Here is a 12,593-nt window from a genome sequence, read left to right on the forward strand (position 1 = left end):
TATGACGGACCGGCGAATCGCGCCGGGGGGACAAGACGGACATATCGATGAATTTGCGAGACCTCTCCGGGACTGAGTTTCCGGAACTGAACGAGTTGCTGCGGACAGACACCGGAGCGCTGGATATTACCGGGATTACGGCGGATAGCCGCAAGGCCCAGCCAGGATCGCTGTTCGTGGCGGTTGCCGGGACCAAGGCGGATGGCAGCACTTATGTGCAGGACGCGGTGGCCAAGGGTGCAGTCGCAGTCGTGTCCGGTCATGCCATTGACGCCGGTGTACCGGTTCTCGTTGTCTCCGATCCGCGCCTTTATCTCTCCCTTTCTGCCGCTCGCTTCTATGGCAAGCAGCCTGAGACGATGATTGCCGTGACCGGCACGGCGGGTAAAACCTCGGTCGCTTCCTTCATTCGTCAAATCTGGGCTTTTGCGGGCCATGCTGCCGCACAGATTGGCACCACAGGCGTTATCGCACCCGGTCGCGAAGAGTATGGTTCGCTGACGACGCCTGATCCGGTTTCCCTGCATGCGCTGCTGGCCGAATTGGCCTCCGAAGGCGTGACCCATGCGGCGATGGAAGCCTCCAGCCATGGTCTCGACCAGCGCCGTCTGGATGGCGTGAAACTGGCTGCTGCCGGTTTTACCAATCTCGGTCGCGACCACATGGATTACCATCCAACCATTGAAGACTATATGGCTGCCAAGATGCGGCTGTTCGATACATTGTTGCCGAAGGGTTCGCCGGTCGTCATCTTCTCTGACGATGCATGGTCGGACCGCGCCATCAAGGCCGCAACGGATGCGGGCCATGATGTGCGCACCGTTGGTCGCAAGGGCGATTATCTTGCGCTGAAGCGCGTCGAGCATTTCCGCCACAAGCAGATGATCGAAGTGCATCATCAGGGCAAGATTTACGAAGTCGATATTCCGCTGGCCGGTGATTTCCAGGTGGCCAATGCGCTGGTAGCCGCAGGGCTTGCGATTTCGACAGGCGTTGCCCCTGCGGTGGCGTTGAAAGCGCTGGAGAAGCTGGTTGGGGCGGCTGGCCGTCTCGAGCTGATCGGCCAGACGAAAAACGGTGCGCTGGCCTATGTGGATTATGCCCACAAGCCGGATGCGCTGGAAAATGTACTGACGTCGGTGCGGCCATTTACATCCGGTCGTATCATCACCGTGTTCGGTTGCGGTGGAGATCGCGACAAGGGCAAGCGCCCTATCATGGGTGAGGTCGCGACCCGGCTCTCCGACATCGTGATCGTGACGGATGACAATCCGCGCTCGGAAGAGCCGCAGACCATCCGTTCCGAAATCATGGCTGCGGCACCCGGTGCGCTTGAAATTGCAGACCGGGCAGAGGCTATCAGCCATGCTGTTTCGCTGTTGGGGAATGGCGATACTTTAATTGTAGCGGGTAAGGGGCATGAGGAAGGTCAGATTGTTGGCGGCGTGACGCTGCCATTTTCGGACCATGAACAGGTGCGTACTGCGCTGGAAGGATTGTAGATTTGAACTGGTTATGGACAGTCCCGGATATGGTCGCCGTCATGGCAGGCCGTCCGGTCGGCAACCTGCCGCAAGGCATTACAGGCATTTCCATCGATAGCCGCTCGGTGCAGGAGGGCGAAGCCTTCTTCGCCATCAAGGGCGACCGGGTGGATGGCCATGATTACGCAAGCTTTGCTGTCGCCAATGGGGCGGGGCTTCTGGTGGTATCGGAATCCAAACTGCCGGCGCTTGGTCGGCTGACCGTACCGATGATCGTCGTGGAAGACGTTCTGGCTGCCTTGGTGAAGCTCGGCATCGCTGCCAGAGAGCGGACGTCGGCGCGTGTCATCGCTGTCACCGGTTCTGTCGGCAAGACGACGACCAAGGAAATGCTGCGGCAGGTGCTCGCACCCTCCGGCAAGGTTCATGCCGCGGTGTCTTCCTTTAATAATCACTGGGGCGTGCCGCTGACATTGGCGCGCATGCCTGCCGATACGGAATTCGGTATTTTCGAAGTCGGCATGAACCATGCGGGCGAAATCAGCCCGCTGGTCAAGCAGGTCAAGCCGCATCTGGCCATCATCACCACCATTGCGGCGGCCCATCTCGGCAACTTCAACAATCTCGAAGAAATCGCAGCTGCCAAGGCAGAAATCTTCGACGGAGTCCTGCCGGGCGGCGCTGTCATTCTCAACCACGACAATGCGCAGTTCGAACAGCTGGAGCGAGCGGCATTCGATGCGGGTATCGAGCATGTGCTGACATTCGGCCAGCATGCCAAGGCTGACTTCCGTCTGGCCGATTTCGAGAGCACGCCGAACGGATCTACCATCTGGGCCATCATCAACGGCGAGACCAGCGAATTGCATATCGGTGCGGCTGGACGGCATATCGCCGAAAATGCCATGGCCGCTATCGGCACAGTTGCCGTCCTGGGTGCGGATATCGACAAGGCGTTTGCTGCACTTGGAACGTTGGAAGCCGTGAAGGGCAGGGGGCAGCGTCATCGCCTCTCAATCGGCGAAGGCTCGTTCCTGATGATCGACGAGAGCTACAACGCCAATCCCGCTTCCATGCGCGCGGCCATCGCGCTGCTGGCGGCGGCAGAGGTGAGCGGTAACGGGCGGCGCGTGGCCGTGCTGGGCGATATGCTTGAAATGGGCGAATTCGCGGCTGAAGTGCACGAGGAATTATCCGGCCCGCTTCTGTCTGCCGGCATCGAACATGTGTGGCTTGCGGGTGAGTCGATGACGGCTCTTCGCGATGCTCTACCGGAAAGCGTGAGCGTTGCGTGGTTTCCAACAACGGCAGAACTCAACGAATTCGTTCTCAAATGGGTACAGCCGGGCGACGTATTGATGATAAAATCGTCACTTGGCGTCGGTTTCGGTAAGATCGTAACCGCCCTTCTTGACAAGTATCCGGCATTCCCCGAGACGGGACGCCAAATCTGAGCGTTTTAACCGGACACTAGAGCAGTGTTCGGTGAAACCGTGCTGAAACGATAACTTGAAGCGGCGCAGGCACCCGCGTTTTGCTGCCCGCCGCTTTAACGGCCTTTTGAAAGGGCAAACATGCTGATCTGGCTCGTTGAACTGTCGGACAAAGTTCAAGTCTTCAACCTGTTCCGGTACATTACGTTCCGGGCTGGCGCTGCATTGTTCACCTCCGCCCTCATCGTCTTCCTATTTGGTCCTGCCATCATCAATTCCCTGCGCATCCGCCAGGGCAAGGGACAGCCGATCCGTGCCGATGGCCCGCAGACCCATTTCAAGAAGGCCGGTACGCCGACCATGGGCGGACTGATGATCCTTGCAGGCATTCTTGGCGGTTCGCTGCTCTGGGGTGACCTCTCCAACGTCTATGTCGTTGCCGTTCTGATGGTGACGCTCGGCTTTGGCGCCATCGGTTTTTACGATGACTATCTGAAGGTCACCAAGCAGAGCGACAAGGGTTTTTCGGGCAAGGCACGCCTTGGCATCGAATTCGTGATTGCCGCGATTGCCGTGTTCTTCATGATGGAAATCGCGTTGGCGACCGCACCGCATGGCGGCACGCTTGGAAGCTCGATCGCCTTTCCATTCTTCAAGGAATTCGTGGTCAATCTCGGCTATTTCTTCGTGCTGTTTGGCGCATTTGTCATTGTTGGTGCGGGCAACGCCGTTAACCTCACGGATGGTCTCGACGGTCTCGCCATCGTGCCTGTCATGATTGCGGCGGCGACCTTCGGCGTCATTTCCTATCTCGTCGGTAACGCGATTTTCGCCAATTATCTCCAGATCAATTTCGTGCCCGGCACGGGTGAACTCGCGGTCATCGTCGGCGCCGTCATTGGTGCGGGCCTTGGCTTCCTCTGGTTCAACGCGCCGCCCGCCGCTATCTTCATGGGAGATACGGGCTCGCTGGCACTTGGCGGCCTGATCGGCTCCATCGCGGTTGCCGTCAAGCACGAGATCGTCATGATCATCGTCGGCGGTCTGTTCGTCATGGAAACGCTGTCGGTCATCATTCAGGTGTTCTGGTTCAAGCGCACCGGCAGACGTGTGTTCCTGATGGCACCTATCCACCACCACTTCGAGAAAAAGGGCTGGACGGAAAGCCAGGTTGTTATCCGCTTCTGGATCATCTCCGTCGGTCTTGCGATGCTTGGTCTTGCCACGTTGAAGCTGAGATAATCGCATGATCCCTGTCACCTCACTCGCGGATAAAAAGGTCGCCCTGTTTGGTCTGGGTGGCTCGGGCCTCGTGACTGCGCGGGCGCTGGTGGCTGGCGGTGCAGATGTCACGGCATTTGATGATAACCCGGATAGCGTCGCCAAGGCTCAAGCCGAAGGTATACACACAGCCGACCTGCGCACGCTCGACTGGTCGAAGCTCGCGGCCTTCGTTCTGGCACCCGGTGTGCCGCTGACGCACCCCAAGCCGCATTGGTTGGTCGATCTTGCAAAGGCGGCTGGCGTGGAGGTGATTGGGGATATCGAGCTGTTCGTGCGCGAGCGCCGCGCGCATGCGCCGGATTGCCCCTTCATCGCCATTACCGGCACCAACGGCAAATCCACGACGACGGCGCTGATCGCGCATATTCTGACATCGTCGGGACGTGACACGCAGTTGGGTGGCAATATCGGGACTGCGATCCTCAGCCTTGAGCCGCCGAAGGCGCAGCGCTTCTACGTGGTCGAATGCTCGTCCTACCAGATCGATCTGGCACCGACACTGAACCCGACCGCTGGCATTCTGCTCAACCTTACACCTGACCATCTCGACCGTCACGGCACGATGCAGCATTACGCCGACATCAAGGAGCGGTTGGTTGCGGGCAGCGACACGGCCGTTGTCGGCGTGGATGACAGCTATTGCACACTGATTGCCGACCGCATCGAGCGCGCTGGCGTCAAGGTGTCGCGGATTTCCAAACGCAACGTGGTGGCTGACGGTCTTTATGCCGAAGGTAGTCGCATCATGAAGGCCGAGGGTGGCACCTCGTCGCTGCTGGTTGATCTCGATGGCATCCAGACCCTGCGCGGCAGTCACAATGCCCAGAATGCGGCAGCGGCCATTGCTGCCTGCCTCGCGGTTGGCGTTTCAGTCGATGAGGTGAAGGCGGGGCTGAACTCCTTCCCCGGTCTCAAACACCGCATGCAGCCGGTTGGCCGGCGTGGCAACGTGACCTTCGTCAATGACAGCAAGGCAACCAATGCGGATGCGGCGGCACCAGCCCTGTCGAGCTACGACCGCATCTACTGGATTGCGGGCGGTCTGCCGAAGGCGGGCGGCATCAGCAGCCTTTCACCCCTGTTCTCTCATGTCGCAAAAGCGTATCTTATCGGCGAAGCAGCACCTGATTTTGCCGCGACGCTGGGTGAGAGCGTACCATACGAAATCGCCGGGACGCTGGACAAGGCCGTCGCGCATGCGGCAGCGGATGCGCAGGCGGATGGCAGAGATGGCAATGTCGTGATGTTATCCCCGGCTTGCGCAAGCTTCGACCAATATAAGAATTTCGAAATACGTGGTGATTCGTTCGTCGGCCATGTCGCAGCACTGGATGGCATGACGATGTTGGTAGGCTCGGAAAAGGGAGGCTGAAGAAATGGTAAGCCGTATTGACCGTGGACCGGTCGCGGAATGGTTCTGGACCATCGACCGTTTCTTCCTGACGGCGTTCATCGCGCTGATGGGCATCGGCCTGATGCTGTCGTTTGCGGCGTCTCCTGCTGTTGCCGAGCGCATCGGCCTCAACAGCTTCTTCTTCGTGGAGCGTCAGGCCATGTTCATGGTGCCATCGGTGGCGATCATGCTGGGCCTGTCCTTCCTGACGCCGCGCCAGGTGCGCCGTGTCGCCGTTATCATGCTGATTGCCGCGCTGCTGATGATGATTTTTGCGCTTTTCTTCGGGATCGAAGTCAAAGGTGCGCGCCGCTGGATTTCCATCGGCTCGTTTTCCATTCAGCCTTCCGAATTCATGAAGCCTGCCTTCGTCATCGTCTGCGCGTGGCTGTTTGCCGAACGCGCCCGTCATCCTGAAATTCCGGGCAATCTGTTTGCCATCATCACATTCGGTATCGTGGCGGCGCTGCTTATCGCCCAGCCGGACTTCGGCCAGACCATCCTGACTTCGGTCGTGTGGGGCGGCATGTTCTTCATGGCTGGTATTCCGTGGTTCTGGATCATCATGCTCGGCGGTCTAGGTGTTGGTGGTATCGTCACCGCCTATCTGATGCTGCCGCACGTTGCCGGTCGTATCGACCGGTTCTGGACGGGCGAGGGCGACACGTTTCAGGTGGATACGGCGCGCGAAGCCATCATTCGCGGTAACTGGTTCGGCCAAGGCCCGGGCGAAGGCATCGTCAAGCGCATCATCCCTGATAGCCACACCGACTTCATCTTCTCCGTTGCGGCGGAAGAGTTCGGCATTCTGTTCTGCATGCTGCTGGTGGCGATTTTCGCCTTTATCGTTCTGCGGGGTTTGAGCCACGCTTTCAAGGAAAAGGATGATTTCGTCCGTTTCGCCGTTGCTGGCCTTGTGCTGCAGATCGGTATGCAGTCGATGATCAATATCGGCGTTAATCTGGAACTGATGCCCGCCAAGGGTATGACGCTGCCGCTGATTTCCTACGGCGGTTCTTCCATGATGGCGATTTGTGTGACGGCCGGTTTTCTGCTGGCGTTGACCCGCCATCGCCCTGAAAAACGTGCGCAGGAGCGCAGTTTCTTCCGGGTCAATGCAGGCCTTCCTGCGGAGTAAAAATATGAGCAAAGGTATTGTTCTGCTAGCCGCTGGGGGAACCGGCGGCCATGTGTTTCCGGCAGAGGCGCTGGCATACGAGTTGAAGGCGCGCGGTTATTCTGTGCATCTGGTGACCGACAGCCGCGCCGAACGTTACGCGGGCAAGTTTCCGGCAGATGAAATTCACGTCGTGCCATCTGCCACCATCGGCTCCAAGAACCCCATTGCCGTTGCCAAAGCCTTGCTGAAACTGTGGACCGGCCTTCGCGCTGCCCGCCGTCTGGTAACCAAGTTGAAGCCGGTGGCTGTGGTTGGTTTTGGTGGTTACCCCACCGTGCCGCCGCTTCTGGCCTCCACGGGCCTCGGTGTGCCATCGATCATCCATGAGCAGAACGCCGTGATGGGCCGCGCCAACAAGGCGCTGGCGAAGCGTGTGAAGGCTATCGCGGGTGGTTTCCTGCCCGAGAGCCAGGGGGAATATGCCGCCAAGACGGTGACGACCGGCAACCCAGTGCGTCCCGCCGTGCTGACGGCTGCCGACGTGGCCTATACGCCGTCGCATGCTGGTGAGCCGTTTCAACTGGTTGTTTTCGGCGGAAGCCAGGGCGCGCAGTTTTTCTCGGCTGCTGTTCCTGCGGCCATCTGCCTTATGCCGAATGAGCAGCGCAGCCGCATTTCCGTGACGCAGCAGGCGCGCCCTGAAGACAAGGAGAGCGTCATAGCCTCCTACAAAAAGCTCGGCGTTGCCGCAGATGTCTCGCCGTTCTTTGGCGATATGGCGGAGCGCATCGCCGGTTCCGATCTCGTCATCAGCCGTTCGGGTGCTTCGACGGTTTCCGAACTCTCGGTTATCGGACGTCCGTCTGTGCTCGTGCCTTATCCGCATGCGCTGGATCATGACCAGGCGGCCAATGCCGCGGCCCTTTCGGCTGCCGGTGGCGCAAGCGTTATCAAGCAGTCGGACCTGACACCGCAGAAATTGTCTTCGCTGCTCAGCGATGCGATGAACGATCCCGAACGATTGGCAAGCACGGCGGCGGCGGCGAAAGCAACCGGCAAGCCGAATGCCGCTGGCGCGCTCGCTGATCTGGTCGAAGCCATCGCGCGGGGACAGCCGGTTGCGCAATTCAAAACAAACAATAAAGGAGTGCATCCATGAAGATGCCGAAAGCCATAGGTCTCGTCCATTTCATCGGAATTGGCGGCATCGGCATGAGCGGCATTGCTGAGGTGTTGCACAATCTCGGCCATCGCGTTCAGGGCTCCGATCAGGCAGACAGCGCCAATGTGCAGCGTCTGCGTGACAAGGGCATCGAGGTCTTCGTCGGACAGGCTGCCGAAAACCTTGGCGATGCTGAGGTGGTGGTGGTTTCCACTGCCATCAAGAAGAACAACCCCGAACTGATCGCGGCGCGTGAAAAGCATCTGCCGATCGTTCGCCGCGCCGAGATGCTGGCCGAGTTGATGCGCTTCCGCAATGCGATTGCCATTGGCGGTACGCATGGCAAGACCACGACGACCTCCATGGTCGCGACGCTGCTGGAAGCGGGCAATCTCGACCCGACCGTCATCAATGGCGGCATCATCAACGCCTACGGCACCAATGCGCGCATGGGTGAGGGCGAGTGGATGGTGGTGGAGGCCGACGAATCCGACGGCACGTTCCTGAAGCTGCCCGCCGATGTCGCCGTCATCACCAATATCGATCCGGAGCATCTGGACCACTACGGCAATTTCGATGCCGTGCGCGAAGCCTTCCGCCAGTTCGTGGAAAATGTGCCGTTTTACGGTTTCGGCGTGCTGTGCATCGACCATCCCGAAGTGCAGACGCTGGTGGGCAAGATCGAGGACCGCAAGGTCATCACTTACGGTGAAAACCCGCAGGCCGACGTCCGCTTTTCCAATGTTCGCATCAACGGGACCAAGTCGATTTTCGACGTGGAAATCCGTCGTCGTCGCACCGGCAAGATCTTCACCTTTACCGATCTCGTTCTGCCGATGCCGGGCCGCCACAATGTCTCGAATGCCACGGCGGCGATTGCTGTTGCCAATCGTCTCGGCATTTCGGTCGAGGATATCAAGAAGGGGCTCGCCTCCTTCGGTGGCGTCAAGCGCCGGTTTACGCTGACAGGCGAATCCAACGGTGTGCAGGTTTTTGATGATTACGGCCACCATCCGGTCGAGATCAAAGCGGTGCTGAAGGCGGCGCGTGAGGCTTGCAGCGGTCGCATCATTGCCGTGCATCAGCCGCACCGCTATTCGCGTCTGTCCAGCCTGTTTGAAGATTTTGCGCATTGTTTCAACGATGCGGACACAATTCTTCTTGCTCCGGTCTATGCGGCGGGCGAAGATGCAATCGAGGGTGTGAACTCCGAGACGCTTGTTTCAGCCACACGGGCTGCCGGCCATCGTGATGCTCGCTATCTCACCTCCCGCGACGATCTGGCCAAGACTGTCGCAGGGATCGCGAAACCGGGTGATTTCGTGGTTCTTTTGGGGGCAGGTAATATTACGCAATGGGCAGCGGTGCTGCCCTCGGAATTGGATAGCATTTCAGGAAAGTCTGCATGAGACAGGTGGATGGGGTAAAGTTGCTGGAGAGACTCGGCGACGGAGTAAAGGAACTCAGAGGACGTTTAACGCCGGATTCGCCGATGGATCGCGTAACGTGGTTCAGAGCAGGCGGTCTGGCGGAACTGATGTTCCAGCCCCATGATACGGACGACCTCATCGCGTTCCTCAAAATTCTGCCGGAAGACGTTCCGCTGACGGTCGTCGGCGTCGGTTCGAACCTGCTGGTTCGTGACGGCGGTATTCCCGGTGTCGTCGTGCGTCTGTCCGCCAAGGGTTTCGGCCAGGTGGAACTGGCGGGCGAAAACCGCATCAAGGCCGGTGCGATCTGCCCGGACAAGCACATCTCTGCGATGGCCATGGACAACGGCATCGGCGGTTTCCATTTCTATTACGGTATTCCCGGCTCCATCGGTGGCGCGCTGCGTATGAATGCCGGTGCCAATGGCGGCGAAACACGCGACCGCGTGGTGGAAGTCTATGCTGTCGACCGCAAGGGCAACAGCCACGTGCTGTCCAACGCGGATATGGGCTACAGCTATCGTCATTCGGAAGCGTCAAAGGATCTGATCTTTACGGGCGCTCTTTTCGAAGGCCACCCGGAAGATCGCGCAAAAATCCGCGCAGACATGGATGCGGTTCGCCTTCACCGAGAGACGGTCCAGCCGATCCGCGAACAGACCGGCGGCTCGACGTTCAAGAATCCCGAAGGACATTCAGCCTGGAGCCTCATCGATGAGGCAGGGGGCCGCGGCATGGTTATTGGTGGCGCGCAGATGTCCTCGCTGCATTGCAATTTCATGATCAACACCGGCCACGCCACGGGCTACGATCTGGAATATCTGGGTGAAGCCGTGCGCAAGCGCGTGTTCGAACATGCGGGTATTCGTTTGGAATGGGAGATTAAGCGGTTAGGGCTGTTTATGCCGGGCCGTGAGGTTGAGCCGTTTATGGGAGCGTGATTGCGTCAGCGCGGTCAGCGCGACTACGCTTATTGTCTCCCTCATTCCTGTGCTTGTCACAGGAATTCAGCCAGCCCAAGTCTTTGGGCTGAAAAGACTCCCTCTGCCGCGCAGACGCGCGACGACTGGATTCCTGTGACAAGCACAGGAATGAGGGGGATATTTTTTCTCGCAGGTGTACTTTGTCTGTTAGCAAGACACGTCCTTGGAGGACTTAAAGTATGAATTCTCAGGAATTCTTTTGGTATGTTTTTCCGTGGCTGGTGTCTGCTTCCGGCCTGTGCTGGCTAGTGTATGATAAATATCGGCACCGTCAGCGATAAGAAATAACGAGACAAAAAAACCCGCGAAGCCAATGACTTCGCGGGTTTTTCTTTGTGTTTGATTCAAGGCTTAGACTTTGTCTTTGCCAGACATCAGAATGCAGGCCAGTGTGATCACGGCGGCTGCGCAGAGGTAGTAGCCGACATAGGTCATGCCGTAGTTCACCTGTAGCCATGTGGCAATGTAAGGTGCGAGCGATGCACCGAAAATGCCGGCCATGTTGAAGGTGATCGACGAGCCGGTGTAGCGCACCGTGGTCGGGAAGGGGGCAGCGAGGGCCGTCCCGATCAGGCCATAGGTCATGCCCATCAATGCCATGGAAAGAGCCGCGAATACGAAGATCGAGCCTTCGCCACCGCTCATCAGGCTTGGCAGCAGGAATGAGAAAGCTGCGATCAGCACCGTGGTGAGGATCAGGATTTCGCGACGACCGAAACGCTCTGCCAGCTTGCCTGCGAACGGAATGAAGAGACCGAAGACAATCGAGCCGACGATCTGGATTTCCAGGGCGTCGAGGAACGGGATTTTCAGAATCTTGACGTTGTAGGACAGCAGGTACGCGGTGCCGATGTAGAACAGCACGAAGGTGGCCAGTGCGACGAATGTGCCGAGCGCCAGGCTGCGCTTGTGGTTGCGGAAGAGTTCGGCAACGGGAACAGCAACGCGTTCGTCCTTGTCGATGGCTTTCTGGAAGGCGGGCGTTTCGGTGATCGAGAGACGAACCCAGAGGCCGACGGCGATCAGGATGATCGAGGCGACGAAGGGAATGCGCCAACCCCAGCTCAGCAGCGATTCCTGCGACATGAAGTGCAGCAGAATCCAGAAGACGCCTGATGACAGGAACAGGCCGAGTGGTGCGCCAAGCTGCGGGAACATGCCGTACCAGCTGCGCTTGCCGGGAGGGGCGTTTTCCGTTGCCAGAAGCACCGCACCGCCCCATTCGCCACCAAGGCCGAAGCCCTGACCGAAACGGCACAGTGCCAGAAGCAGCGGAGCCAGAACGCCCGCGGTTTCATAGGTCGGCAGCAGACCGATGATGACGGTGGACACGCCCATGGTCAAAAGGGCGGCGACGAGTGTTGTCTTGCGGCCAATGCGGTCGCCGTAATGGCCGAAGACCACGGCACCCAGCGGGCGGGCGAAGAAGGCGATGGAGAAGGTGGCGAAAGATGCCAGAAGCGCCGTCATCGGGTCATTGTTTGGGAAGAACAACGTCGGAAACACGAGCACTGCTGCGGTCGCATAAACGTAAAAATCGAAGAATTCGATGGTCGTGCCGACCACGCTGGCAGTAAGAACTCGTGCAGGCGAATTTGTCTTTACATCGTTCGGATTGTCAGCGGTCGGCGATATTGGAGATATCGCGTCGGTCATTGTTTGGATTCCGTTGTTAAGTAACACTTATCACTCTTGGAAGAGATAGCGGTGCGTTAACGCAATTTTCCGTCTTTTGAAACGCCTGAAACGCAATATTTCACAAAAAGAGCGAATATATGTGGCTGAAAAGGTCGGGTGTTGAGAAGCGAGGATGTGTAGCACGCGGCACACTGGGTTAAATGTCGCCACATCCCCACACCTCATTCCTGTGCTTGTCACAGGAATCCAGCCAGCCCAAGTCCTGAGCTGAAAAGACGTCCTTAGCCGCGCAGACGCGCGTCGACTGGATTCCTGTCACAAGGACAGAAATGAGGGAGGGTTGCTTGCTGCCACAAAAACGTCGTGGCTTAGGCCTTGAAGGCGACGTTATAATTGTTCGCTGGGAGGGAGAGCTCCTCCCTCTGTCCCAAAATTGGCTGGGGAAAAGCCGATTGCGTTAACGAATCGATCTTGCTTTTCGGCGTGAGGCCTCACGGGCGTGCAACAGTTTTATTTTATTATCTTCGAACTCTGAATCTTGCATTGCGCACAACTCTCTGATTCCAAGGAAGGAATCCGGACCTCGTGTGATTCTTTAACAAAAATTACATCGGGCTTGGCATCGGTTAACGAAAGTAAACACTTCATTAACCTTAATGCCGCTTA

9 protein-coding genes are annotated in these 12,593 nt (G+C 58.2%); 8 read left to right on the forward strand and 1 reads right to left on the reverse strand.

Going from position 1 to position 12,593, the window contains the following annotated elements:
• The first annotated feature begins 47 nt into the window (after window positions 1–47).
• The 8 genes from CPJ18_RS07760 (at window position 48) to murB (ending at window position 10,247) form a co-directional block, all read left to right on the forward strand.
• A complete protein-coding gene (locus tag CPJ18_RS07760) occupies window positions 48–1,502 on the forward strand; it encodes a UDP-N-acetylmuramoyl-L-alanyl-D-glutamate--2,6-diaminopimelate ligase (RefSeq protein WP_103657638.1) in 1,455 nt (484 codons plus the stop codon).
• 2 nt (window positions 1,503–1,504) lie between these two features.
• Window positions 1,505–2,938 (forward strand): UDP-N-acetylmuramoylalanyl-D-glutamyl-2,6-diaminopimelate--D-alanyl-D-alanine ligase, encoded by a 1,434-nt coding sequence (locus tag CPJ18_RS07765; protein ID WP_103657639.1) that lies wholly within the window; start codon window positions 1,505–1,507, stop codon window positions 2,936–2,938.
• Between the two features lie 120 nt (window positions 2,939–3,058).
• Window positions 3,059–4,159 carry a phospho-N-acetylmuramoyl-pentapeptide-transferase gene (gene mraY / locus CPJ18_RS07770; protein ID WP_077107337.1) on the forward strand — a complete coding sequence of 367 codons (1,101 nt, stop codon included), beginning with the start codon at window positions 3,059–3,061 and terminating at the stop codon, window positions 4,157–4,159.
• A 4-nt stretch (window positions 4,160–4,163) separates the two neighbouring features.
• Window positions 4,164–5,573 (forward strand): UDP-N-acetylmuramoyl-L-alanine--D-glutamate ligase, encoded by a 1,410-nt coding sequence (murD, locus tag CPJ18_RS07775; protein ID WP_103657640.1) that lies wholly within the window; start codon window positions 4,164–4,166, stop codon window positions 5,571–5,573.
• Between the two features lie 4 nt (window positions 5,574–5,577).
• Window positions 5,578–6,732 carry a putative lipid II flippase FtsW gene (gene ftsW / locus CPJ18_RS07780; RefSeq protein ID WP_077107335.1) on the forward strand — a complete coding sequence of 385 codons (1,155 nt, stop codon included), beginning with the start codon at window positions 5,578–5,580 and terminating at the stop codon, window positions 6,730–6,732.
• Between the two features lie 4 nt (window positions 6,733–6,736).
• Entirely contained in the window at window positions 6,737–7,873 is a 1,137-nt protein-coding gene (murG, locus tag CPJ18_RS07785; RefSeq protein WP_103657896.1) for an undecaprenyldiphospho-muramoylpentapeptide beta-N-acetylglucosaminyltransferase, read from the forward strand.
• Window positions 7,870–9,285: a UDP-N-acetylmuramate--L-alanine ligase gene (gene murC, locus CPJ18_RS07790; protein ID WP_077117459.1), complete on the forward strand. Its 1,416-nt coding sequence runs from the start codon at window positions 7,870–7,872 to the stop codon at window positions 9,283–9,285. The genes murG and murC overlap by 4 nt, the downstream gene beginning before the upstream one ends.
• The gene (murB, locus tag CPJ18_RS07795; RefSeq protein WP_077107332.1) at window positions 9,282–10,247 is read left to right on the forward strand and encodes a UDP-N-acetylmuramate dehydrogenase; all 966 of its coding nucleotides are present in this window, start codon (window positions 9,282–9,284) and stop codon (window positions 10,245–10,247) included. Before murC ends, murB begins: the two co-directional genes overlap by 4 nt.
• 393 nt (window positions 10,248–10,640) lie before the next feature.
• Here murB and CPJ18_RS07805 read toward each other — a convergent pair whose 3' ends face one another.
• Window positions 10,641–11,945 carry an MFS transporter gene (locus CPJ18_RS07805; protein WP_103657642.1) on the reverse strand — a complete coding sequence of 435 codons (1,305 nt, stop codon included), beginning with the start codon at window positions 11,943–11,945 and terminating at the stop codon, window positions 10,641–10,643.
• Window positions 11,946–12,593 lie beyond the last annotated feature (648 nt).

Source organism: Agrobacterium rosae (assembly GCF_002915175.1).
Lineage (GTDB): Bacteria > Pseudomonadota > Alphaproteobacteria > Rhizobiales > Rhizobiaceae > Agrobacterium > Agrobacterium rosae.

Excerpts from the sequence above, each read along its gene's own strand:
- murD (WP_103657640.1), top strand. The coding sequence starts at position 4,164 with ATGATCCCTGTCACCTCACTCGCGGATAAAAAGGTCGCCCTGTTTGGT.
- CPJ18_RS07760 (WP_103657638.1), top strand. The coding sequence starts at position 48 with ATGAATTTGCGAGACCTCTCCGGGACTGAGTTTCCGGAACTGAACGAG.
- CPJ18_RS07805 (WP_103657642.1), bottom strand. The coding sequence starts at position 11,945 with ATGACCGACGCGATATCTCCAATATCGCCGACCGCTGACAATCCGAAC.
- mraY (WP_077107337.1), top strand. The coding sequence starts at position 3,059 with ATGCTGATCTGGCTCGTTGAACTGTCGGACAAAGTTCAAGTCTTCAAC.
- murC (WP_077117459.1), top strand. The coding sequence starts at position 7,870 with ATGAAGATGCCGAAAGCCATAGGTCTCGTCCATTTCATCGGAATTGGC.
- murB (WP_077107332.1), top strand. The coding sequence starts at position 9,282 with ATGAGACAGGTGGATGGGGTAAAGTTGCTGGAGAGACTCGGCGACGGA.
- murG (WP_103657896.1), top strand. The coding sequence starts at position 6,737 with ATGAGCAAAGGTATTGTTCTGCTAGCCGCTGGGGGAACCGGCGGCCAT.
- ftsW (WP_077107335.1), top strand. The coding sequence starts at position 5,578 with ATGGTAAGCCGTATTGACCGTGGACCGGTCGCGGAATGGTTCTGGACC.